The organism is Arthrobacter sp. TJ-170 (genome assembly GCF_058269305.1).
Window position 1 is genome coordinate 1 of record NZ_JBZCNL010000005.1, and the last position, 22,758, is coordinate 22,758.

General features: G+C 62.7%; 25 protein-coding genes, 3 tRNA genes and 1 other RNA gene. 17 read left to right on the forward strand and 12 right to left on the reverse strand.

All coding sequences use genetic code 11. The features are described 5' to 3' along the window. A partial coding sequence (locus AC4D1W_RS10330; RefSeq protein WP_490898690.1) for a thiamine pyrophosphate-binding protein occupies nt 1-848 on the reverse strand: 848 nt, incomplete at its 3' end. A 396-nt stretch (nt 849-1,244) separates the two neighbouring features. On the opposite strand from AC4D1W_RS10330, the gene AC4D1W_RS10335 reads away from it, so the two are divergent. The 4 genes from AC4D1W_RS10335 to AC4D1W_RS10350 all read left to right on the forward strand — a co-directional run bounded on the left by AC4D1W_RS10335 (nt 1,245) and on the right by AC4D1W_RS10350 (nt 3,254). Continuing rightward, nucleotides 1,245-1,664: a DUF3052 domain-containing protein gene (locus AC4D1W_RS10335; RefSeq protein WP_490898691.1), complete on the forward strand. Its 420-nt coding sequence runs from the start codon at nt 1,245-1,247 to the stop codon at nt 1,662-1,664. After that, a complete protein-coding gene (locus AC4D1W_RS10340) occupies nt 1,665-2,150 on the forward strand; it encodes a peroxiredoxin (protein ID WP_490891758.1) in 486 nt (161 codons plus the stop codon). Nucleotides 2,151-2,194: 44 nt separating this feature from the next. Further along, nucleotides 2,195-3,103: an NAD-dependent protein deacetylase gene (locus AC4D1W_RS10345; protein WP_490898692.1), complete on the forward strand. Its 909-nt coding sequence runs from the start codon at nt 2,195-2,197 to the stop codon at nt 3,101-3,103. A gap of 75 nt (nt 3,104-3,178) precedes the next feature. Then, nucleotides 3,179-3,254, forward strand: a tRNA-Val gene (locus AC4D1W_RS10350). A 23-nt stretch (nt 3,255-3,277) separates the two neighbouring features. Here AC4D1W_RS10350 and AC4D1W_RS10355 read toward each other — a convergent pair. Then, a complete protein-coding gene (locus tag AC4D1W_RS10355; protein WP_490898693.1) occupies nt 3,278-3,427 on the reverse strand; it encodes a hypothetical protein in 150 nt (49 codons plus the stop codon). Between the two features lie 287 nt (nt 3,428-3,714). Here AC4D1W_RS10355 and gnd point away from each other — a divergent pair, with 287 nt between their 5' ends. Beyond that, a complete protein-coding gene (gene gnd, locus AC4D1W_RS10360) occupies nt 3,715-5,151 on the forward strand; it encodes an NADP-dependent phosphogluconate dehydrogenase (protein ID WP_490891754.1) in 1,437 nt (478 codons plus the stop codon). A gap of 65 nt (nt 5,152-5,216) precedes the next feature. Here the strand turns inward: gnd and epsC are convergent, their stop codons facing one another. The 3 genes from epsC to msrA all read right to left on the reverse strand — a co-directional run bounded on the left by epsC (nt 5,217) and on the right by msrA (nt 7,364). Further along, entirely contained in the window at nt 5,217-5,804 is a 588-nt protein-coding gene (gene epsC, locus AC4D1W_RS10365; protein ID WP_490891753.1) for a serine O-acetyltransferase EpsC, read from the reverse strand. 25 nt (nt 5,805-5,829) lie between these two features. Continuing rightward, nucleotides 5,830-6,765 (reverse strand): cysteine synthase A, encoded by a 936-nt coding sequence (cysK, locus tag AC4D1W_RS10370; RefSeq protein ID WP_490891752.1) that lies wholly within the window; start codon nt 6,763-6,765, stop codon nt 5,830-5,832. Nucleotides 6,766-6,839: 74 nt separating this feature from the next. Then, nucleotides 6,840-7,364, reverse strand: a complete 525-nt coding sequence (gene msrA / locus AC4D1W_RS10375) for a peptide-methionine (S)-S-oxide reductase MsrA (RefSeq protein ID WP_490891751.1) — start codon at nt 7,362-7,364, stop codon at nt 6,840-6,842. Between the two features lie 114 nt (nt 7,365-7,478). Between msrA and AC4D1W_RS10380 the strand changes: the two genes are divergently transcribed. The 3 genes from AC4D1W_RS10380 to AC4D1W_RS10390 all read left to right on the forward strand — a co-directional run bounded on the left by AC4D1W_RS10380 (nt 7,479) and on the right by AC4D1W_RS10390 (nt 10,175). Beyond that, nucleotides 7,479-8,369, forward strand: coding sequence for a Nif3-like dinuclear metal center hexameric protein (locus AC4D1W_RS10380; protein WP_490891750.1), 891 nt, complete (start codon nt 7,479-7,481; stop codon nt 8,367-8,369). Nucleotides 8,370-8,458: 89 nt separating this feature from the next. Next, a complete protein-coding gene (locus AC4D1W_RS10385; protein ID WP_490891748.1) occupies nt 8,459-9,199 on the forward strand; it encodes a zinc ribbon domain-containing protein in 741 nt (246 codons plus the stop codon). Between the two features lie 19 nt (nt 9,200-9,218). After that, nucleotides 9,219-10,175, forward strand: coding sequence for a reverse transcriptase-like protein (locus tag AC4D1W_RS10390; protein ID WP_490898694.1), 957 nt, complete (start codon nt 9,219-9,221; stop codon nt 10,173-10,175). Between the two features lie 24 nt (nt 10,176-10,199). Here AC4D1W_RS10390 and AC4D1W_RS10395 read toward each other — a convergent pair whose 3' ends face one another. Continuing rightward, the gene (locus tag AC4D1W_RS10395) at nt 10,200-10,967 is read right to left on the reverse strand and encodes a YaaA family protein (RefSeq protein WP_490898695.1); all 768 of its coding nucleotides are present in this window, start codon (nt 10,965-10,967) and stop codon (nt 10,200-10,202) included. Between the two features lie 98 nt (nt 10,968-11,065). Between AC4D1W_RS10395 and rnpB the strand changes: the two genes are divergently transcribed. From rnpB to AC4D1W_RS10410, 3 genes are all read left to right on the forward strand, one after another. Next, nucleotides 11,066-11,449: RNase P RNA component class A (gene rnpB / locus AC4D1W_RS10400), an RNA gene on the forward strand. Nucleotides 11,450-11,663: 214 nt separating this feature from the next. After that, nucleotides 11,664-12,188: an MFS transporter gene (locus AC4D1W_RS10405; protein ID WP_490898696.1), complete on the forward strand. Its 525-nt coding sequence runs from the start codon at nt 11,664-11,666 to the stop codon at nt 12,186-12,188. 29 nt (nt 12,189-12,217) lie between these two features. Then, nucleotides 12,218-12,847, forward strand: coding sequence for an MFS transporter (locus tag AC4D1W_RS10410; protein WP_490898697.1), 630 nt, complete (start codon nt 12,218-12,220; stop codon nt 12,845-12,847). Here the strand turns inward: AC4D1W_RS10410 and def are convergent. From def to orn, 4 genes are all read right to left on the reverse strand, one after another. Next, on the reverse strand, nt 12,844-13,413 hold the full coding sequence (gene def, locus AC4D1W_RS10415; protein WP_490891742.1) for a peptide deformylase: 570 nt from the start codon (nt 13,411-13,413) through the stop codon (nt 12,844-12,846). The genes AC4D1W_RS10410 and def overlap by 4 nt on opposite strands. A 25-nt stretch (nt 13,414-13,438) precedes the next feature. Further along, on the reverse strand, nt 13,439-14,593 hold the full coding sequence (locus AC4D1W_RS10420) for an acyl-CoA dehydrogenase family protein (protein WP_490891741.1): 1,155 nt from the start codon (nt 14,591-14,593) through the stop codon (nt 13,439-13,441). 120 nt (nt 14,594-14,713) lie between these two features. Beyond that, a tRNA-His gene (locus tag AC4D1W_RS10425) sits at nt 14,714-14,789 on the reverse strand. Nucleotides 14,790-14,936: 147 nt separating this feature from the next. After that, nucleotides 14,937-15,545 (reverse strand): oligoribonuclease, encoded by a 609-nt coding sequence (gene orn / locus AC4D1W_RS10430; RefSeq protein WP_490898698.1) that lies wholly within the window; start codon nt 15,543-15,545, stop codon nt 14,937-14,939. Nucleotides 15,546-15,757: 212 nt separating this feature from the next. Between orn and mptB the strand changes: the two genes are divergently transcribed. Both mptB and AC4D1W_RS10440 read left to right on the forward strand, forming a co-directional pair. Further along, nucleotides 15,758-17,272: a polyprenol phosphomannose-dependent alpha 1,6 mannosyltransferase MptB gene (gene mptB, locus AC4D1W_RS10435; protein WP_490898699.1), complete on the forward strand. Its 1,515-nt coding sequence runs from the start codon at nt 15,758-15,760 to the stop codon at nt 17,270-17,272. 52 nt (nt 17,273-17,324) lie between these two features. Then, nucleotides 17,325-17,735, forward strand: coding sequence for a DUF3224 domain-containing protein (locus AC4D1W_RS10440; RefSeq protein WP_490898700.1), 411 nt, complete (start codon nt 17,325-17,327; stop codon nt 17,733-17,735). Between the two features lie 5 nt (nt 17,736-17,740). Here the strand turns inward: AC4D1W_RS10440 and AC4D1W_RS10445 are convergent. Then, a tRNA-Arg gene (locus AC4D1W_RS10445) sits at nt 17,741-17,813 on the reverse strand. 185 nt (nt 17,814-17,998) lie between these two features. Here AC4D1W_RS10445 and AC4D1W_RS10450 point away from each other — a divergent pair. The 3 genes from AC4D1W_RS10450 to ettA all read left to right on the forward strand — a co-directional run bounded on the left by AC4D1W_RS10450 (nt 17,999) and on the right by ettA (nt 20,832). Beyond that, nucleotides 17,999-18,547, forward strand: coding sequence for a single-stranded DNA-binding protein (locus AC4D1W_RS10450; RefSeq protein WP_490898701.1), 549 nt, complete (start codon nt 17,999-18,001; stop codon nt 18,545-18,547). A 37-nt stretch (nt 18,548-18,584) separates the two neighbouring features. Further along, nucleotides 18,585-19,079 carry a DUF6993 domain-containing protein gene (locus tag AC4D1W_RS10455; RefSeq protein WP_490898702.1) on the forward strand — a complete coding sequence of 165 codons (495 nt, stop codon included), beginning with the start codon at nt 18,585-18,587 and terminating at the stop codon, nt 19,077-19,079. 70 nt (nt 19,080-19,149) lie between these two features. Then, nucleotides 19,150-20,832, forward strand: a complete 1,683-nt coding sequence (gene ettA / locus AC4D1W_RS10460) for an energy-dependent translational throttle protein EttA (RefSeq protein WP_490898703.1) — start codon at nt 19,150-19,152, stop codon at nt 20,830-20,832. Between the two features lie 77 nt (nt 20,833-20,909). On the opposite strand, the gene AC4D1W_RS10465 is transcribed toward ettA, so the two are convergent. Further along, complete coding sequence (locus tag AC4D1W_RS10465) at nt 20,910-21,866, reverse strand: acyl-CoA thioesterase (RefSeq protein WP_490891732.1); 957 nt, start codon at nt 21,864-21,866, stop codon at nt 20,910-20,912. A 220-nt stretch (nt 21,867-22,086) separates the two neighbouring features. Between AC4D1W_RS10465 and AC4D1W_RS10470 the strand changes: the two genes are divergently transcribed. Then, the gene (locus AC4D1W_RS10470; protein ID WP_490891731.1) at nt 22,087-22,758 is read left to right on the forward strand and encodes a DUF8185 domain-containing protein; all 672 of its coding nucleotides are present in this window, start codon (nt 22,087-22,089) and stop codon (nt 22,756-22,758) included.

Here is a 22,758-nt window from a genome sequence, read left to right on the forward strand (position 1 = left end):
ATCTTCCCGTTACCCCGGACAGGCCCGTCCAGGCGCTGCAGGTTGCAGTTGATCACGAAATTCAGGTTGTCCAGGCCGTCATTAGCGGCCAACTGCAGCAACCCACGGGATTCGGGTTCGTCCATCTCCCCGTCACCGAGGAACGCCCACACCTGCTGCCCGCTGGTGTCCTTGATACCCCGGTTCTGCAGGTACCGGTTGTTCTGCGCCTGGTAGATCGCGTTCATCGGCCCGATGCCCATCGACACCGTGGGGAACTCCCAGAACTCCGGCATCAACCGCGGATGCGGGTACGAGGACAGGGCGTGGCCTTCCTTGGACTTCTCCTGCCGGAACCCGTCCAGGTCCTCTTCGGTGAGCCGGCCTTCCAAATATGCCCGCGCGTACATCCCCGGGGAGGCGTGGCCCTGGAAGAACACCTGATCCCCGCCGGAAGGGTGGTCCTTGCCCTTGAAGAAGTGGTTGAAACCCACCTCATACAGGGTCGCCGCGCCGGCATAGGTGGAGATATGGCCGCCGACGCCGATCTCGGGGCGCTGCGCCCGGTGCACCATGACCGCGGCGTTCCAGCGCATCCATGCACGGTACTTGCGCTCGATCTCCTCATCGCCGGGGAACTCAGGCTCCTCATCAACCGGGATGGTGTTCACATAGTCGGTAGTGACCACGCTCGGCAAACCAACCGACCGTCCTCCGGCACGGGCAAGCAGACGTCCCAAAACCTCACGGGCACGCTCAGAACCACGCACGTCAACCAGCTGATCAAAGGACTCAACCCACTCAGCCGTTTCCTCCGGATCCGTGTCCCCACCGGTACCCGAACCCACAATCCCCTGATCAGCAACCATGCCAAACCCTCCCAATCCGCAGATTATGTCTGCGACGTCTACGACTTTGTGCTTCGGGCCGTTGCTCGTCGAAGCGGTCAGAATCCGATCGGCGTTCGCCTGACCTTGGATTCACTGTGACACTCTAGCCCTGTGGGGTGTTTGATGCGTAGCTGAATGATCGGTAGTTGGGCTAGGTTACGCCCGCATGGCGGGCCTCATGCCCGGACTGGCGGGGGTCCTGCCGCAGCGCTGGGCGGGGGAAGGCCCGACGGGCGCCGTCGTTACCGGCTGTTGGAGGCGCGGGTTGAAGCGTAGCGCTTAAGGGTGTTGGCTGGTAATAATGCATATCAACGTACTGTGGGTCCGGGGTCAGAGATATCACCGGGATCAACACAGCCTTTCGGGAGGAATAAAGTGAGCGAGGCCGAAGCCGCCACAGCAGGAAGCGTGGCGGACAAACTGGGTTTCAAGGACGGCGACCTTGTTCAGGAACTTGGGTATGACGAGGATGTTGATTTCGACTTCCGCGGCGACCTGGAAGACGAGATCGGGTCCGAGCTGCTCACGGAGGATGACCAGGATGTGGTTGACGGTGTGGTCCTATGGTGGCGCTCCGACGACGGCGACCTGGTGGATGCGCTGGTCGACTCCCTGACGTGCCTGGATGATGGCGGCGTCGTCTGGCTCCTCACCCCCAAGTCCGGGCGGGACGGTTACGTACCTCCGTCGGAGATCCAGGAGGCAGCGCCGACTGCCGGTCTTCATGCCACTTCCTCAGCTGGCGTCTCCCAGGACTGGGCTGCAACGCGCCTCGTGGCCCGCCGCAAGCAGTAAATGTCTGTTCTGCCTGCGCTCGGCGAGCCCGCTCCCGGGTTTGAGCTTCGCAACCAGCACGGGGAACCAATCAGCCTGGGCGCGCTTCGCACCGCCGTCGTGCTGGTGTTCTATCCGTTCGCGTTCTCGAGGGTCTGCACCGATGAACTGAACGAACTGCAGGAGAATCTTGACGAGTTCCGCCGGCGGGATGTGCAGGTTCTGGCAATTTCGGTCGACCACAAGTACGCCCTCCGCACGTACTCGGAGGAGCGAGGATACGACTTCGATCTCCTGGCCGATTTTTGGCCTCATGGGGAGGTTGCTGAACGGTACGGCGTCCTGGACACGACCGACGGCTATGCTCGGCGGGCCACGTTCTTCATCGATTCCACGGGCCTCCTGAGATCGCGTATCGATGCTCCGTTGGCGCGGGGCAGGTCGTTCGAGGATTACCGGGCGGCTCTGCGTGACCTCCCTGAACCGACAGTTGCACCTTCGCAATGACGTCCTCGCCGCTGCCGCATGCCTCCTCACTTCCTGGATTCGGAATGACCGGATTCGCCAGGGCTGAAGCAGCTGCGGCCGGTGCCCTGTCGGAGGACCAGATCGGCTACCTTCGTTCCGCCGTCAGTCTTCTCGCCGGTAAGCGCTTGGCGGTCCTGACCGGGGCTGGGTTGAGCACCGACTCGGGTATCCCGGACTATCGAGGACCGGACTCCGTTCCTCGAAACCCAATGACCTACCAGCAGTTCACAGGTGATGAGGCCTTGCGACGGCGCTACTGGGCCCGTAATCATGTGGGCTGGTACCACCTGCGGCGCGCGGACCCGAACGACGGACACCGGGCGCTGGCTCGGATGGAGCAGCGCGGTCTCCTCACCGGGCTGATCACCCAGAACGTGGACAGGCTGCATACAACTGCCGGCAGCACCAATGTGGTGGATCTGCACGGAACGTATGACCGCGTAGTGTGCCTCAGCTGCCGCACCTCGTTCGGTCGCCAGGAGATTGCGCGCCTGCTCGAACGGTTGAACCCCGGTTACCTTGAGCGCATGGGTGATGCAGGCGATGTGGCGCCGGATGCAGACGCCGATGTTGACGACACCTCAGACTTCACCATTGCGCCCTGCCCGGTATGCGGCGGGATGTTGAAACCGGACTTTGTCTATTTCGGAGAAAACGTGCCCAAGGACCGGGTGGAGCGTGCCTATTCGATGGTGGACGACGCCGGTGCACTGCTGGTTGCCGGATCGTCGCTGACAGTGATGAGCGGGCTTCGCTTCGTTCGGCACGCAGCGAAGCATGAAAGGCCCGTCGTCATCATCAACAGGGGAGCAACACGCGGCGACGACTTCGCGTCACTGAAGCTCGAACTGGGTGTCTCGGAATCGTTGGCATACCTTGCAGAGGCGCTGCCCAGCCCTCAAACGGACTGGACAGGAACCTCGATACCCTGATTGGCATTGGAGCACGTCGATCCGGTACAGTAATTGATCGTGGCAAAGGGCGGTACCTCCGGTCCAGCCGCGTAAGGGTCTTTAGCTCAGCTGGTAGAGCGCCACGTTTACACCGTGGATGTCATCGGTTCGATCCCGGTAGGACCCACCACAGAAAACCCCGCTGTTTCAGCCTTAACGGGCCGGAACAGCGGGGTTTTCATGTATGTCGGCCGTCACATTGGCCCGACGTAGTTCCTCCTCGAGCCGCGGCGCGAGTGCTTCGCCCATCGGCGCCGAGAGGTGGTGTGCGTCCCGGTAGGTGAGGATGTCACCGATGATCACCGGGCAATCCACATCCGGTCGGAAGCCGGCTGGGATTCGGGCCGCTCGATCGGTTGCTGGATGTTCTGGTGGGCGGCACATCCTATCGAACATATCAATTTGGTAAAGAAGGTTGCACCTTTGCCCGCGGATCTTCGAATGGATTGTTGCGACGGATTACCTCAGAGCTGGAGGGCCGTCTGGCTTCAAACGTGACGCCGGTAATAGGGTGGGAGGGCCAAGGCGCACAGGGGCGTCGCTAAGTGATGTGCCCCTGACCACGGGGCAAACCTGCAGATGGAGACTTGATGAGTGCACAAATCGGCGTGACCGGCCTTGCCGTCATGGGAGCGAACCTGGCCCGGAACCTCGCTCGGAACGGTTACACGGTGGCCCTTCACAACCGGTCGGTCGAGAAGACCGACGCCCTGCTTGAGAAGTACAGCGACGAGGGCGAGTTCATCCGGACGGAGTCGCTCAAGGAACTCGTTGACTCGCTGGAAAAGCCACGCCGGGTCCTGATCATGGTCAAGGCGGGCGCGCCCGTCGACTCCGTGATCGAACAGCTCGAGCCGCTGCTGGAGCCGGGTGACATCGTCATCGACGCAGGCAACTCGCACTATGAAGATACTCGTCGCCGGGAAGCGGCGCTGGCCGAGAAGAACCTCCACTTCGTGGGCGTAGGCGTCTCAGGCGGTGAGGAGGGAGCACTTCTTGGCCCCTCCATCATGCCGGGCGGTTCACGGGAATCCTATGACTCGTTGGGTCCCATGCTCGAGAAGATCTCCGCGAAGTACAACGGAGAGCCGTGCTGCCGCTGGGTCGGCACCGACGGTGCCGGACACTTCGTCAAGATGGTCCACAACGGGATCGAGTACGCCGATATGCAGGTCATCGGCGAGGCTTACGATGTTCTTCGTACGGCTGCGGGAATCGAGCCTGAAGAGCAGGCCAAGATCTTCACGGACTGGAATAGCGGGACCCTCTCGTCCTTCCTGATTGAAATCACTGCTGAAGTGCTCGGTCATACTGATTCCCGCACCGGGAAGCCGTTCGTCGACGTTGTCGTCGATTCAGCCGGCCAGAAGGGTACGGGTCGCTGGACTGTTGTTTCGGCGCTCGAGCTCGGCAGCCCGACCTCCGGCATCGCCGAATCCGTATTCGCGCGCGGACTCTCTTCCCAGCGGGACCAGCGAGAGCTCGCGCAGGGCATCCTCGAGGGCCACGAGGGCGCCGTCGAGCTACCCGAGGGCTTCGTCGAGGACGTCCGCCTGGCACTGTACGCATCGAAGCTGGTCAGCTACGCGCAGGGCATTGATATGCTCACCGCGGCAGCCAAGGAATACGGCTGGGACCTCAAGCTCGACGAAATCGCCTCTCTCTGGCGCGCCGGCTGCATCATCCGTGCCGAGCTGCTCGATGACATCATGAAGGCATACGCGGCAGACGAAAAGCCTGCCAACCTGCTTCTGGCACCGGCGTTTGCCGAGTCCATTGCCGGGGCGGTTCCCGCCTGGCGTCGTGTTGTGTCGACTGCAGTGCAGTTGGGTATCCCGGTCCCGGTGTTCTCTTCGTCGCTGGCCTACTACGACGGACTGCGCCGTAAACGCCTCCCTGCTGCCCTGACGCAGGGCCTCCGTGATCTCTTCGGGGCCCACACCTACAACCGCGTGGACGCTGAGGGAACCTTCCACACGCTCTGGGGCGAAGACCGCTCGGAAGTCGAAGCAGTGGACACCCACTAGGATCCAGGACACGGAAAGGCCCCGGCGGAAGAATCCGCCGGGGCCTTTCCGTTCGCGATTACGGTTCAGATATACAGGGCCGGATCGATGTACTCGGCCGGGTCCACTGCCGGCAGCGTCTCGCGTGCCGAGTCACGGTGCCGGAACGTCGCGGGGATACCCGTGACGATCGAGTCCGGAGGCGTGTCCTTCACGACGACGGCGTTGGCACCGACCGCGCTCCCGGCGCCGATGGTGATTGGACCCAGCACCTTGGCACCGGCCCCGATTGTGACGCGGTCGCCGATGGTCGGATGACGCTTGACCTTCTCCAGGGAGCGCCCGCCGAGCGTGACGCCCTGATACATCATGACGTCGTCGCCGATTTCCGCGGTGCCGCCGATGACCACTCCCATGCCATGGTCAATGAAGAACCGCCGGCCGATGGTGGCTCCAGGGTGGATCTCGATCCCGGTGAGGAACCGTGCCATCTGGGCAAGGACACGCGCCGGGAACCGGAGCACCGGAACCTGCCACATGCGGTGCGTCAGGCGGTGTACCCAGATCGCGTGCAGGCCTGAGTAGACAATGCCGTTCTCGACGTCGCCCCGGGCCGCCGGATCGTGCACCCGGGCGGCTTCGAGGTCTTCTCGCAGTCTCGCTAGGAAGCTCACAGATCACTCTCTGTTGAAGGAATGACTAACCCCGGATATCGTCGAAAAGCACCGTGGAGATGTAGCGCTCACCGAAGTCACACACAACAGCCACGATGAGCTTACCGGCGTTCTCCGGGCGCTTAGCCAGTTCCAGGGCAGCCCAGACGATGGCTCCCGAGGAAATGCCGCCGAGGATGCCTTCCTGGGTGCCGAGCGCACGCGCGACACGTACGGAATCCTCCACGCTCGCATCAATGACTTCGTCATAGATGGAGGTGTCGAGGATCTCGGGGACAAAGTTGGCGCCCAGTCCCTGGATCTTGTGTGGGCCCGGGGCGCCACCGTTGAGAATCGCGGAGTCTGCCGGTTCCACGGCGACGATCTGGACGTCCGGCTTGCGTTCCTTTAGTACCTGTCCGACGCCGGTTACGGTGCCGCCGGTTCCGACGCCGGCGACAAAGATGTCCACCTTGCCGTCGGTGTCATTCCACACTTCTTCGGCAGTCGTTGCGCGGTGGATTGCAGGATTCGCTTCGTTTGCGAACTGGCGCGCCCAGACAGCGTTGTCGCTGGAGGCGACGATTTCCTTGGCACGGTCGACGGCGCCGCGCATACCTTCCGAGCCGGGTGTCAGAACGATCTCCGCACCGTAGGCCCGCAGCATGACCCGGCGTTCGGTGGACATGGTCTCGGGCATCGTGAGGACAACCTTGTAGCCGCGGGCAGCGCCCACCATGGCCAGCGCGATACCGGTGTTGCCCGAGGTCCCCTCGACAATGGTGCCGCCGGGCTTCAGTGCGCCGGCCTTCTCAGCTGCATCGATGATCGCTACGCCGATGCGGTCCTTGACGCTGTTGGCGGGGTTGTAGAACTCGAGTTTGACCGCGACCTCCGCATCCAGTCCCTCGGTCAGGCGGTTCAGGCGCACCAGGGGAGTGCGGCCTACCAGCTGGGTGACGTCGTCGTAAATCGGTGCCATGGGATTCCTGTCTGGGGTTTACGTACGGATTGCAGCAAAACTGTGCCCAGCCTAGTCAGCGACCAGATGCAGAACTATGCGATGAGCCATTCAGCGTAATATTTCCGCGCCTTGGCAAGCTTCGGATTGATAATCACCTGGCAGTACCCCTGCTCGGGGTGCTTGGCATAGAAGTTCTGGTGGTATTCCTCCGCTACGTGGAACTTCGGAAGGCGTACAACCTCGGTCACAATCGGGTTTGCCCAGTCTCCCTGGTGCCGCTCGATGGCGCGCTCGAACAGTTCCTTCTGCTCGACGTCCTGATAGAACATCGACGAGCGGTACTGCGTGCCGACGTCGTAACCCTGACGGTTGAGTGTGGTGGGGTCGTGTGAGGCGAAGAAGATACCGAGGATCACTTCAACCGGAACAACCGTCTCGTCGAAGGTAACGGCGACAACTTCGGCGTGGCCGGTGATTCCCGCGCACACTGATTCGTAGTGCGGATCCGGCTCGTGTCCACCGGTATAACCGGAAACCACATCGGTAACGCCTCGGGTCTTTTGGTAGACGGCATCGAGGCACCAAAAGCAGCCCCCACCCAGAACGAAAGTCATCATGCCTCTTAACAATGCTTCGGCGCGCGTGATGATTCCCGACCACCGATACCGGGCCCCCGCGGAAGGGTGCCGTTGAACCCGGAAACAACGTGGAAAGCTGGTAGAACTAGGGCTATGGAAGCTGACGAAGAACATGCCTCTGGTCTTGACGAGGCGAGTGTATCGAGGCCCACAGTCGGGGACGTGCTGCTCGCGATCGAGGAGCTGTGGCCCGAATCACTTGCTGAGGACTGGGATGCGGTTGGCCTTGTGGTGGGCCGTCCGGACCGGAAAGTGTCTACGATCGTCTTCGCCGTGGACCCGTCGGAGGCCGTCATTGAAGACGCCGTGGGGCGGGGTGCGGATCTGATAGTCGCCCATCATCCGCTCATGCTGAAACCCGTGAATTCGGTGGCGGCGACCCATGCCAAAGGTGCTGCGGTGCACCGGCTCATCGAGGCGGGCTGCGCGCTGGTTACCGTGCATACCAACGGAGACAGTGCCGTCGGAGGCGTGTCCGATGTGCTCGCCGACGCGTTCGGGCTGTCCAACGTCGAGCCCCTTGCCGGGTCGGCGGACGGGCTGCCGGAGGAAGGAATCGGCCGCGTGGGGGAGCTGCCGGATGTGACCTCGCTGGGGGACTTCGCGGAACTCGTCTTCGGCCTGCTACCGGCGGTGGCCGGTGGAATGCGCGTCGCGGGCGACCGCCATGGGTTTGTCCGGCGTGTGGCGGTATGCGGCGGAGCGGGGGACAACCTGTTTGACCGGGTGCGAGCGAGCCAAGCGGACGTCTATGTCACCGCGGACCTTCGGCATCACCCTGCGCTGGAAGCGCGGGAAGCGGCCGTGAACGGCCGGCCCTATCTCATTGATGTCTCGCACTTCGGCAGCGAATGGCTGTGGCTGACCCCCGCCGCCAACGCGTTGTCCAACGTCCTGTCCGATCAGGGCTTCATCATTGATGTGCGGGTAAGTACGGTCAATTCCGATCCCTGGGATTTCGTGCTCACCCCCGGTGGGGACTAGTTCTTCACCCGCCTTTCCAACGTGTCCGGCCCCTAGCTTCGTGCCATAAGGTAGGGAGAACGGAATATGGCGACGGCGGAGGACTATCGGTGGCAAAAGCACCTCAGGCGGAACAGCTGCGGCTTCTTGATCTGCAGGCTTATGATTCAAAGCTCAACCAACTGCAGCGGCAGGCAGCTACCGTCAGGGCGAACCCCGAACTGGCGGCCCTCGCCGCGCAGGTGGCCAGCGCAGAATCCGAACAGGTCACAGCGGCCACGAGTCTCAGCGACGCAGAGCGGGACCTCACCCGCGCGGAAGATGACGTGCAAGCAGTTGTCACCAGGCTTGAACGCGACGAGCAGCGGCTGAACAGCGGAACCGGGTCATCGAAAGACCTGACGGCACTGCAGAGCGAAGTCGCTTCGCTGACCCGCCGTCGGTCTGATCTTGAGGATATTGAACTTGAGGTGATGGAGCGGGTCGAAGCCGCCCGGACAGCACGTGATGAGGCCCGGGAGCGTGCTGAGTCCGTTCAGGGCCAGCTCCGCAAACTTGAGATGGCCCGCGACGAGGAGCTGGCCCGCATCGAAGCAGAACGCGCGGACGTCCAGGCAGCGCGCGATGAACTGTCAGCTTCCTTCGAACCTGCTCTGCTTGCGCTCTACGACAGGACACTGGCCAAGCGCGGGGTCGGCGCGGCGCGGTTGTTCCACGGCCGTTCCGAAGGGTCAGGTCTGCAGCTCAGTCCCGGCGACCTCGCCGACATCTCCCGCGCCGCTGACGACGACGTTGTGATTTGCCCCGACTCCGGATGCATCCTTGTGCGTTCCGCAGAGTGGGGAAGCTGAAAGGGTGCACGGTTCCGCTGTGACCCTTTTCGACGACGCGTTCCCTTCCGCTGCGGACGAATGCACCGGTCGCCCCATCCACGATCTCCTCATCGTCGAAGCCGACGGCGGCTCGCGCGGCAACCCGGGGCACGCGGGCTACGGCGCGCTGGTTCGCGACCCGGAGACCGGCGTCATTCTGGTGGAGAAGGCCGGCTACGTCGGGATCGCCTCCAACAACGTCGCAGAGTATTCCGGACTTCTTGCCGGCCTTGAACTGGTGAATGAGATCGACCCGCAATGCCGCATTCTCGTCAAGATGGATTCCAAGCTCGTTGTCGAGCAAATGAGTGGGCGCTGGAAGATCAAGCACGCGGACATGCAGAAGCTGGCAGGGCAGGCCCGCCGCATCGTAGACCCCCGTCGCGTGCGGTACGAGTGGATTCCCCGCGAACGCAACAAGGACGCCGACAGGCTGTCCAATGAAGCCATGGACGCCGGAATGGCGGGCGTCGAATGGAAGCCCAAAAACGCAGTGGCAGAGAAGCCGGCTGCCCAGACCGGCGAGAAGGCCGCCGCCGTCGATCCTCCCCGCGTGCCAACCGGAACGCTCCATCACGTTGAAATCTGGGTCAAGGATCTAGCCGCCGCGCGCAATAGCATGGGCTGGCTGTTCGAACGGCTGGGCTTCGTATTGAAGGAGACCTGGAACGACGGTTCGAGTTGGGAAGGGAACGGTGTGTACCTCGTGCTGGAGTCAGGTCCGGATGTCCTGCCCGGACCGCACGAACGCCGTCGACAGGGAGTCAACCATTTCGCCTTCAACGCGGGCACGCGGGCTGAAGTTGACCTCCTCGCGCGTCGGGCGGCCAGCCACGGGTGGACCCTGCTGTTCAGCGATAGGCATCCCTTCGCCGGCGGGCAGGACCATTACGCGGCGTACCTTGAGAACGCTGAAGGGTTCGAGGTCGAGTTGGTCGCGCGCTCAGACGCCTAGCACCCACGCTGGGGACGGCGCCGGTCAGCTGTCCGTGAGGACGATATTCAGCTGCCCGGCCTTCCTTGCAGTGGCAGGCACAAGCTCGCAGGTCCACCGCTCCGATGCCGCGCGAAGCAGCTGCTCTGCGGTGGCAGGCTGCTTTCCCCGGCGGGTCAGCAGATGGTGGGCCAATTCGCCGCGGGTGTGTTTCGCAAAATGCGAGACCACGGTTCGGCGCCCATTCCGTTCCTGAAACACATTGACTGCTACCGACCGCTCCGGTGCCCCCGCCCACACCGTCGCGTAAGTGCTTGAACGGCAGTCGACGATGAGCGAGTCACCGGCCCGCTCGTCCAGAACGGCCGCCAGGTGCTTGCGCCAGAAGGGGGCCAGCTTTCCGGTGCCGGGAAGCTCGACGGACATGGATAGCCGGTAGGCCGGTACGGCGTCGGCGAAGCCCAGAGCGCCCCAGAGCGCCGAAATGACAACGACGGCGGCGTCTGCCTTGCGCTTCTGGGCGGGAGTCATACTCCGGTACCCGAGAGCGTCGTACAGGACGCCTGAGTAAACGGTATGCGCCGGCGCCGCGGGAGCTTGGCGTAACTCGATGTTTCGGCGTACTTCCTCCGCCAGCGAGGCTCCGACTCCGAGGACGGCATGAGCGTCATCGTGTGCGCTCACCTTCGCGAGCGCGGCGAGTACTTCGGAACGGGCAGCAGTCAGCTCCCGAAATGCCAGGGAGTCGAGATCGAGCGGGTGCCCCTTTCCTGCAGCCGTTTTTCCTTCGGAGGGCGGTAGCAGAATAAGCACCTCAATACTCTACCTGTGCCCCGTCAGGGGCAGCCGCAGGCGACCCGGCACTTGTCTCGGCGCACACCCTGTCGAGCGACACGTAGAATCGTGGTGGATGGGTTGGCCAGGCGGCCGCGTGGGAAGCCACTTTTGAGCTTCTCCCGAGGAACGTCCGGGCTCCGAAGGGCAGGGTGGTGGGTAACGCCCACTCGGGGTAACCCGCAGGCAAGTGCCACAGAAAAGAGACCGCCCCGATGGTTCGTCCAGACGGGTAAGGGTGAAACGGCGGTGTAAGAGACCACCAGCGCACCGGGCGACCGGAGCGGCTAGGTAAACCCCACCCGGAGCAAGGCCAGACAGGGCACGATTGAGGGCTGCCCGCCCGAGTGCCCGGGTAGGCCGCTGGAGGGCGTCGGCAACGGCGTCCGTAGATGGATGGCCGCCACTGCAGCTCCTTGAGAGCTGCGGGACAGAACCCGGCGTATCGGCCAACCCATCCATTTCTCCCGGATTGAGTCATCGTGCGACATGGTCCGACGGCTTTGCCGTTTAGTCAAGGGTGCTGAGCCCTTTCGCGGCCGGTCATCCACAACGGGCTGATCGCGGACTACATTCCATTACGCTGAGGGAATGGCCGAGACGACTGCACCCAGCGCGTCCCTGGTGCGTCGGAATACGAACTTCAGAGCTCTGTAATTATCCGCCACGGCTGGAGTGTTCGGCACAGCCGTTGCCGCCGTTGCTCTCCCCATCATCGCGGCGGTGGAACTCGACGCCAGTGATTTCGCCGTGGCTGCGCTTTCGGGGATGGCTTTCCTGCCCTGGCTGCTATTTGGTCTGCCGATCGGCGTGTGGGTGGATCGTTGGCCACGCAAACCGGTTCTTGTCAGGTCACTTGCGGCGCGAATAGTGGCGCTCGTCACGCTGCCGGTGGCCTATTGGTTGGGGATGCTCACAGTAACCCAGCTGTTCATCGTGACCTTCATCGCCGGGCTGTCATCGGTGTTCTTCAGCCTGGCAGACCAGGCTTTGGTGCAGCGGGCCCTGACCGGAGATGAACTGGTCGAGGGGAACGGCGTCATTACGGCATCCGGGGCCTCCACGGACGCGGGAGGACGGGGTATCGCCGGGTGGCTCACGGTTGTATTGGGAGCCTCCAACACGCTCCTGGTGCAGGTGGGAGCGTCCTTTGCCTCGCTTGCTGCATATCCTCACTTCGGATCCAGGAAACGCCCGTAGCCCGAGGGGAGCGGCGCATTTTTGCAGAGATGATGGACGGGCTGCGGTATACCTTCAGTACGGCCCCGCTCCGGGCGATCCTCTTCAACGCTGCGCTGTGGAACCTTGGCGGCAGCATGGTTGCTTCGCTGATGGTACTGCTGGTGGTGCGTGTACTGGAAGAGTCAGAGATTTGGTTGGGCTTGTTGATGGCCGCAACGTCCGTGGGCGGGGCAGTTGGCGGTTTGGGCGCCAAACGGCTTACTGAGTTGCTCGGGTCCGGTCCTGTGTGGCGATGGTCGATGGCGCCCGGAGTGTTGGGCTACGCATCACTACTCGTCATGACACCCGGGCCGGGGATGATTTTTGGGCTCATCGGAATGTTCGTCATCGGGATCTCGATTGCGCTGAGCATTGTGGTCGGCACGAGTTTCCGTCAGCGTGTCTGCCCGCTGGCGATGATGGGCAGGCTGGGAGCGGCGACGAGGATGGTCAGTTGGGGCATGCTGGGCATAGCCAGCATCCTTGGCGGGATCCTCGCCGAGACGCGGGGCATCACCACTGCAGTCCTTGCAGGTGTCTTGCTGGCGGCCACAGCACCGCTCATTGCGCTTCTCGGACCATTGCGGTCGGTTCACCGCCTGGAAGATCTTGACCGCGAGCCGATGCCGGCTGCTTAGTGGCCGAAGGGATCCGGATCCACACCCGGCATCCAGGTCAGTCCGGGCTCGCCCCAGCCGTTGACCTTGACGGCCTTTTTCGCTTTGCGTGCGAATCGAGGATTGAGGCGGTCTACGTACAGGGTCCCGTTCAGGTGGTCGAACTCGTGCTGCATGCAGCGGGCGAACCAACCTGTCGCCTCGAATTCGACCGCATTGCCGTCACCGTCGTAACCGTTCACCTTCACCCATTCCGCGCGTTTGAGCGGAAAGGCCTCGCCGGGGAAGGAGAGGCATCCTTCTGATTCTTCCTCGTCCGGCTCAGCACCGGAGACCTTCGAAGTGACCAGCGTGGGATTCACCAGAACCCCACGCGGCGGCACGTCGTCGTCGTTCACCATTCCGTAGACGAAGATGCGCAGGCCGACGCCGATCTGCGGGGCCGCGAGGCCCACGCCATTGGCCTCGTCCATCGTCTCGTACATGTCCGAAATGAGGGACCGCAGCTCATCATCGAACAGTTCGACGTCGACGGCCCGCCGGTGAAGGACGGGCTCGCCGGCAATGGTGATGGGGCGAACAGGCATGGGGAACTCTTCCTTGCTCCGGGGCTTAGCGGGCGATGTTGCGGCCGATGGTCTCGCGCATGATTTCGCTGGTGCCCCCGAAGATGCTCAGGAGACGGACAGCAAGGAATGCCTGCGCTATGGGGTATTCCAGAATGTAGCCATATCCTCCGTGCAGCTGCAGGCAACGATCCGTGATCAATTTCACCCGTTCGCTCGCCCACAGTTTCACCCGAGCCGCGCTGACGGCATCGAGCGCACCGTCATTGAAGGCGAGGACGGCCCGATCGACATAGGTCTCGGTGACCTCCACCTCGGTCAGGATGTCCGCGAGCTCGAACCGGGTGTTCTGGAAGTCGATGACACGCTCGCCGAAGGCGTTGCGCTCCTTCGTGTACCGAACCGTCGCCTCATACATCGTCCGCGCGACGGCCGAGGAGGCGACGGCGATGGCCAGACGTCCCTGCGGCAGCTGCTCCGTGACATACCTCAAACCCTGTCCAACCTCGCCCACGAGGTTCGCCGCGGGGACGCGCACGTTGTCAAAGAAAAGCTCAGCCGTGTCGGAAGCCTTCAGCCCCATTTTGTCGAGCTGCCTGCCGGTTTCGTAGCCTTGACCCTTTTCCACCATGAACATGGAGAAGGATTCGCTGCCGCCCCTCCCGGTGGAGCCGTCAGTGCGGGCGAGAACCAGCGAGGCATCACCGCTTATGCCGTTACCGATGAACGTTTTTTGTCCGCTTACGAGCCAGTCGCCGCCGTCGCGTACTGCCTTGGTGCGGACGCCGCGCAGGTCACTCCCGGCGCCGGGCTCTGTCCAGGCCACAGACGTGACCTTCTCACCGGTGACCATGCCGGGAAGCCAGTTCTGCTTCAGCTCGTCTGATCCGTAGGCAAGCAAATGGGGAAGGACCAGGTCGTCGTGCAGGTGGAAAGCCAACCCTGTTGCCAGATGGTTGGCGCGGGCGAACTCTTCGTCGAGGACTACACGGAAGCGGTAATCCGGCATCCCGGCTCCACCGAACTCTTCGGGCACAGCCAGGCCCAGCAGCCCCTGTTCTCCCGCGGCGCTCCACATGGTGCGCGGCATCATATGCTCGCGGTCCCACTGGGCATAGTTCGGGGCGACTTCGCGTGAGTTGAACTCCTGCGCCACTTCGCGGAAGAGTTCATGGTCCTCCTCGAACAGAGTGCGTTTCATGCAGCTTTCCCTTCTGATGAGGCTTCGTCCCACACGCGGGAACAGACCGAAGAAATACCAATGGCCGCCCCGAGGATCCAGGGCGGCCACCGAAGCCTGCGGCTACTGCCGGCGGGCCAATGGGGTGAGTAACGGGGTTTGAACCCGCGACCTCCTGGACCACAACCAGGCGCTCTGCCAACTGAGCTATACCCACCATGCGCCTCGAATAACCGGCCCGTGTGTCACTCGCTAGGAAGCGGGCTTACCGGGGCTGAACGAGGCAGCGCAGACAATTCTACACACATTTCTGCGCACTTTTTCCGCCCCCTCCGACACACGGCTCGGCGGCCCGTGCTGCAGCTCAGGTTCCGGCGAGCAGATCCCGCGCTGCTGCCCTGCTGGTCTCGGAATCCGGTCCGGGGCCTGGGACAAAGATGGTGCTCCGGTAGTACTGCAATTCGCGGATGGAATCTTTGATGTCTCCGAGCGCGCGGTGGTTCCCGCTCTTCTCCGGCGCCTGGAAATAGGCGCGCGGATACCAGCGACGAGCCAGCTCCTTGATTGTTGACACATCCACCACGCGGTAGTGCAGGTGCTCCACCACGGCGGGCATGTCCCGGACAAGGAAGACCCTGTCGGTACCCACCGAATTTCCGCCCAGTTGAGCACGCCGTGGTTCCGGGACGTGCGCAGTGATGTACTCGAGCACGCGGGTTTGCGCCTCCTGCAACGTCACTCCGTGCGGGAGCTCTTCGAGCAGGCCGGAGACGGTGTGCATGTTGCGAACGAAATCACCCATGGATTCGACCGCGCCCGGCGGCGGTGCAATGACGACGTCGACACCCTCGCCCAGGATGTTGAGTTCTGAATCAGTGACGATGACCGCCACCTCAATCAGGGCATCTGCGACAGGATCCAAACCCGTCATTTCACAGTCGATCCAGACGATGGGTTCACTTGTTATCGGCACCCGACAAATGTACCGGGTTATTCACTGGGAGGAGCCGGATCAGCTCCGGAGTGGCTCCATTGGAGGAGACCGCTCTGCGCGGATGTTGGCAGCGGTGGGCGCGCCGTGCCGCAACGTGCGGCACGGCAGCCTGCGGCCGCTCAAATGGTAAAATCGATCGACCTCGATCCCCATTACCGCCCGTGTCAGACCGACGATCGGATCCCCCTGAAATGACGGCCCCTGCGCCTGCTTCTGTTGCAACCGCGCACATCGGGCGTCCCCGGATAGCAATCATCCAGGGCTTCGTCGGGTCCATGCTCATGCTTGTTGGATCCTTCGGGGTGGGCTGGCTCTCGCTTGCGTCCCGCGAACTCCGTCAGGTGCCGGTGATCATCTGGTTGCGGTTCGAACCTGTTGGCGCTGTGCTCTCCGTCCTCCTACTGGCACTTGGTGGGATGCTCCTCGTTCGATCATGGCTGAGACTCGGTCAGCGTCTGCAGGGATGGGGTCCCGGGTCGAGACGTACAATCCTGACCGCCACCGTGGCGTGGGCCGCGCCAATGTGCTTTGCACTCCCATTGTTCAGCCGGGATGTTTTTGCCTACATCGCTCAAGGCCAGGTCATGGTCGGCGGACTGAACCCGTACAAGGACGGCTATTCGCAGATTTCCAACTACCTGCAGATCGGTGCGGATGATCTGTGGGCGCAGAGTCCCACACCGTACGGGCCCATCTTCCTTTGGCTGGAAGAGGGTGTCGTGCGCCTCACCGGTGGTCAGCCGGACCTGTCAATCCTGCTTTTCCGGCTGCTCGCAATCGTTGGCGTCGTACTGTGCGTGTACTACGTGCCGCGGCTAGCCGAACTGCACAACGTCAACCCCAACCGGGCCCTTTGGCTGACGGTGGCGAACCCGCTGTTCCTCACCAATTTCGTGGCCAGCATCCATAACGACTCCCTCATGGTGGGTCTTGCCCTGGCCGCGCTTTACCTCGCTGCCAAAGGGCGGTACGTTGTGGCGATCGTCCTCGTGACACTATCGATCGGCATCAAGCCAATAACCTTGATCTTCCTGCCGTTCATCGGTTTGATGTGGGCCGGTCGCGGTGCGAGCTGGCCCCGCAAGATCCTGTATTGGGCGATCACGGCGGGGCTCTCGCTTGGCATCCTGTGGGTCCTCGGGATTATGAACGGGTTCGGGTTCGGCTGGGTCGGTGCTCTCAGCACGCCCGGAAGCGTGTGGGTGTGGTACGCGCCCGTCGGCTTCCTCGGGATGGTTGTTGCCCTCACCGGGGACGCCCTCGGATTCGATGGCTGGTCCTGGGCAGATGTCGTGCATACCATCGGCACCCTGATATCCCTCGCCCTCATCGCATGGTTCATTTTCAAGGGCAATCACGTCTACCTCATGCGCCGGCTGGCGCTGGCCCTTTCCGCCGTCGTGCTCCTGGCCCCGATGATCCAGTCCTGGTACGTCGTGTGGCTGATTCCGCTGTTCGCGGTGACCGGTATTCGGGACGACTGGCAGGTCAAGATCCTGTACTTCGCCGTATCCTTCTTCATGATCTATGCGATCTCGGATCAGTTGGACATCTTCCCCTACATCGAGCTGAGTCTGGACACTGCACGGCAACTTGCCGCCGTGGTGGGGGTGGCATTCGCAACTTATCTCGTTGTGCTCGACCCGCGGACCAAGACACTTTTCCGAGGGCAGCGGTCAAAGGATCAGGTTCCTCTTAGCCGATAGACCGCAGTCGCGCGAACATGCGAAGGGCGCTCAATGGGGCAATACTGGTGGGATGAGCGAACTGCAGGAACAGGTCATACGGGCAGCATTCGACATCTCGCACTGGGCACCTGAGTCGTATTCGGTTGACGGCGTTGACAGCGAACTGACGCGAGTGAGTGCAACGAAAGAGTTCGTCGGCGACATTAAGGGATCCTCAGTGGCTGAGCTGCTCATGGCAGGCAACAACCGCGGGGCCGGTTATGTGGCGTCGGAGGTTTTCAGCGGGAGCGTCCTTGGCCGACGAGGGAGCATGATCGTACAGCACTGGGGGCTCGCGGAAGGGACCGCAGCGGCCAGTTCGGGACACATCATCCCCGGATCCGGGACAGGGGAGCTGGAGGGGATTGCCGGTCGCGTGGAGTACTCGCAGGACGTTTCCGGTCAGCACTATCTTGAACTGCGAGTGACATTCCCCGGGTGATCGTGTGCCCCCGGCGCGACTCGAACGCGCAACCTACGGATTAGAAGGCCGTTGCTCTATCCATTGAGCTACGGGGGCTTGTGTGGGCGGAGCGCCCACACAAGTTTAGCGGTTCTTAGTCTGCGTTATCTCCTCCACAGCGGACAAATTTCACTGCGGATGCCCACATAGCCGCTGGCACCGATCAGGCCAATAACGCCCTGTCAGAGACTGGAGCCAGTCGACGCGCCGCGTCGGCCCTTGAACCTCTGAAGGGAAGAATGATGAGCAACTATGTGACGATTCGTGGCTTCGTCGGTACCGATGTCAAGTGTTCCGTGGCAAGCAGCGGATTGCCGATCACCAAGTTCAGGCTGGGCAGCTCCGCCAGATACTTCGACAAGAAGGCGAATGCCTGGGTGGATGGGGACACCAACTGGTATTCCGTTTCGATGTTCCGCCAGTTGGCCACGAACGCCGGGGTCAGCTTGCAGAAGGGCGATCGCGTCATCGTGACCGGCCGGCTTCGAGTCAGGACCTGGGTCAATGATGAAGGAAAGAGCGGCACCACGGTCGAGATCGACGCCGACTCCGCCGGCCACGACCTGTTGTTCGGGACGGCGAGTTTCAGACGTTCCAGAGCAGACCGGAACGACCCCTCGGTGCAGACGGGAACGGATGACCGATTCTCGGGCGTGGACTACGACACCGGTGAACTATCGGCAGGTTTCGGTGCACCGGGAACAGCTGTCGAGCCACAGGAAAACCGGTCCGACCCCGATGCTGACGCCGAGTCCGGGATGGATGAGGAGCTGGCTTCGGCGCCCTTCTAAGCCGGCTCGTACCGGCGCGCCGTGTCAGAATTGGGTCATGCGGGGATATCGGACACGGCCGGATACCGAAACCAGAGGGAAACGAACGGTTGTGGCGTTGTGCCTCTTCGCTGCAGGGTTTTCTGTCCTGACCAGCGGGTGCGGAGCCGCCGCGGTCGGGATTCCTGCCCAGGCTCCAAGGGTGCCGCCGGCAGCGCCAAGCCCTGATCCTGCATCGACTCCGCCGTCGGATGCTTCGACGGCAGACGCCATCACGTCCCGCATCGCCGACGCCCTGAACTCGCTGGCAGCCGAGACCTCCAAACCGGACGCAGAAGCACTGCGGGCTGCCTTCGAGTCAGCGGGCGTCGATGCGGACTCCGTTGAGGTGTCCATAGACATAACTCCGACCGGCCTCGAAGTGGACGCAATGACCGCGGCCGTGCCTGTCGGGGAGACTTGCGTCTTCGGGCACATCCGCGACGGCGCCGCGATAGCGACGCAACTTCCGGTGCTGGCCGACGGACGGTGCTTCGTCGGAGACCAGAGGTAGCCGGACGGGCAGCGCCTGTCCGGCCACGCCCGAATATGTTCTGGAGGTCTCAACGCACTAGCCTTGTCCTATGGCGGAATTTATCTACACGATGACCAAGGCCCGCAAGGCTGTTGGCGACAAAGTAATTCTCGACGACGTGACCATGTCCTTTTACCCAGGCGCCAAGATTGGCGTGGTGGGGCCCAATGGTGCGGGTAAGTCCACCATCCTCAAGATCATGGCAGGCCTGGATACACCCTCGAACGGTGAGGCACGGCTCAGCCCCGGTTACACCGTGGGCATCCTCCTTCAGGAACCGCCCCTGAACGAGGAAAAGACGGTGCTCGGCAACGTCCAGGAAGGCGTGGGCGAGATCTACGGCAAGATCCAGCGTTTCAACGAGATCTCCGAGGAAATGGCTAACCCGGACGCCGACTACGACAAGTTGTTGGACGAAATGGGCAAGCTGCAGGAAGCCATCGACACTGCAGATGCGTGGGACCTTGACTCCCAGCTCGAGCAGGCGATGGACGCTCTGCGTTGTCCGCCTCCGGAAACTGATGTTTCCATCCTCTCCGGCGGTGAGCGACGCCGGGTCGCGCTCTGCAAGTTGTTGCTCCAGAAGCCCGATCTATTGCTGCTTGACGAACCCACCAACCACCTCGACGCCGAGAGCGTGCTTTGGCTGGAACAGCATCTGTCCGCGTACCCGGGTGCTGTACTCGCGGTCACCCACGACCGGTACTTCCTCGATCACGTAGCCGAGTGGATCGCTGAAGTAGACCGCGGACATCTGTACCCCTACGAGGGCAACTACTCCACCTACCTTGAGAAGAAGCGCGCCCGCCTCGAGATCCAGGGCAAGAAGGACCAGAAGCTCTCCAAGCGGCTCTCGGAAGAGCTCGAATGGGTGCGTTCCAATGCCAAGGGCCGGCAGACCAAATCCAAGGCGCGCCTTGCCCGCTACGAGGAAATGGCATCCGAAGCGGAGCGGACCAGGAAGCTGGACTTCGAGGAGATCCAGATCCCGCCGGGCCCGCGCCTCGGCAGCCAGGTCATCGAGGCACACGATCTCCAGAAGGGCTACGACGACCGCATCCTCATCGACGACCTGTCCTTCTCGTTGCCCCGAAACGGCATCGTTGGAGTCATCGGGCCGAACGGCGTCGGCAAGACCACACTCTTCAAAACCATCGTCGGACTTGAACCGCTCGACGACGGGGAGCTGCGGATCGGCGAATCGGTCAAAATCTCCTACGTGGACCAGTCGCGTGGCGGTATCGACCCGAACAAGTCACTGTGGGAAGTGGTATCCGACGGCCTGGATTACATCCAGGTCGGTCAGGTCGAAATGCCATCCCGTGCGTACGTCTCCGCGTTCGGTTTCAAGGGCCCCGATCAGCAGAAGAAAGCAGGAGTGCTTTCAGGCGGTGAGCGCAACCGTCTGAATCTCGCGCTGACCCTCAAGCAGGGCGGCAACCTGCTCCTCCTCGATGAGCCCACCAACGACCTGGACGTGGAGACACTCTCCAGCCTCGAGAACGCGCTGCTCGAGTTCCCGGGTTGTGCAGTGGTGGTTTCCCACGACCGCTGGTTCCTCGACCGGGTAGCCACCCACATCCTTTCCTATGAAGGCACTGAGGAAGACCCGGCAAGCTGGTACTGGTTTGAGGGCAACTTCGAAGCGTATGAGGAAAACAAGATCGAGCGTCTCGGCCCAGAAGCAGCCAAGCCGCACCGTGTGACCCATCGGCGTCTTACCCGCGACTGAGTCTTCGCGATCCGGTAAGCCACTCATAAAGGGAGCGTGCATCAGCACGCTCCCTTTACCAGTTGCCGGCGACTTGGTCAGTTCTTCCAGCGACGCATCTTCTGGTCCATCAGTTTTTTCTGTACTGCGCCCTTGAAGCGGCTCCCGGCGTCGTCGGGCACGCGGATCATTCCCTCCTGGGCCACGGTTGCAACAAGGTCCCCGACCCGGTTGTAGATCTTACCCAGCGCCAGCCCCCGTGCCCCCGAGGCGCTCGGCGATGCCTGAACGTACAGCAGCCACTCGTCGACACTGACCGGACGATGCCACCACATGGCGTGGTCGAGGCTTGCCACGCTCATTCCCGGTTGTATCCAGGTGAGCCCGTGCGGACGCAGGATCGATTCGAGCAGGGTGTAATCACTCGCGTACGCCAGGGCGGCCTGATGCATCGCCGGATCTGCGGGCATCGAGCCGAACGTCTTCATCCAGACCGCGTTGACCGGTTCCCTGGAACCGGAGTTCTCGACATAGAGGGGAGAGTCGATATGGCGGATGTCGAAAGGGCGGTCATAAGCCCACGCCTGCGCGACCGGATGATCGAACCGGCCCAGCAGATCCGCCGTGGAGGGCAGCGACTCCGGATCGGGAAGGTCTGCCGGCATGGCTTCCTGGTGGGTGATCCCTTCGTCCGGCTGCTGGAAGGACGCGATCATGGACAGGATGGGGACGCCGTTCTGGTAAGCATGAACCCTCCGCGCCGAGAATGAGCGCCCGTCACGCAGCCGCTGCACGCCGAAAGTGATAGGAAGATCGGCATCACCGGCCCTGAGGAAGTAGCCGTGCATCGAGTGCACGGAACGCACCGGTTCCACGGTTCGACTTGCGGCAATCAACGCCTGCGCGAGTACCTGCCCTCCGAAAACCCGCTTGCCCGGCTGTTTCACCGGCGTCGCGACGTAGATCTCCTCATCCGTCTGGGCTCCGGCGGCACTGTCCAGGTCGAGGAGGCTGACGAGGGCGGCGGTGGGATCCTGCACAGGTTGCGCGGACATGGTGATGATTGGCTCCTTGTATTGCGGGGGCGGTGTCCCCTGGACGGCTCCGTGCTCATCCGGCGAAGCGCCGTCAGGGGAACCATGACCGACATTAGACTGCGCGGCTTGCGGCCTCAACCGGCCGGTGCCTGCGCCGCACTATCCGACAGCAACCGCTGTAATGCCCTGGACATTACGCAAATGGAAGCGGCGGGTGGGCAGGTGAGAGTATTGCACCATGTCCCAATCCTCCACGATGGCCCGAGAACTGACCGTTGCCGAACGACAGGTGATGCTGGACCTGCGCACCTATGTCGGTCGCGCCCGCGCCGCCCAGGACGGCGCTGTGCGGCTTCAGGCGGTCGGGGAGGTCCTTGCTGCGTACGTATGCATCCTCGCGCCGCGGGTCCTCGGGGAGGCCACGCCCACCGTGCTTGGGCTGCGGACCATGCCGCTGCGCGAACCTGCGCGGCTCGACACAACGGTGGCGCTTGCCTCGGTGTCGGACCGCCTGGCACACATGGGGGAGAACGACGTCGTCCTGCCGGTTCCGCCCACGACTGTCACCGAGATCTGGGCAGGGGTCCTGCCGCCGCGGTCAGGCTGGCAGCCGCAGGGCACAATTCCATCAAACCAATTGCTCGCCGCGGCATCGGACGGGATCAGGGAAGTTGCTGAGTCCGTGCCGCAGTCGCCGGGAGCTATCGTCGTCAACAATGCCCGCGGAATCATCTGGGCCCGGCCGATTGAAGGATCCCCGGCGGACCTGCCGGCCGGCGCCGCGTTCGGAGCTTTCGCTCTCGGGTTCCTGGTACCGGGCGAGCAGGCCGGTGTTTACACAAATGGCCGCTGGACGCGGCTCAGCACCGGGAGCGGGCATGTCCTGGTCCGTCAGGCTGCTGTTCTCTGA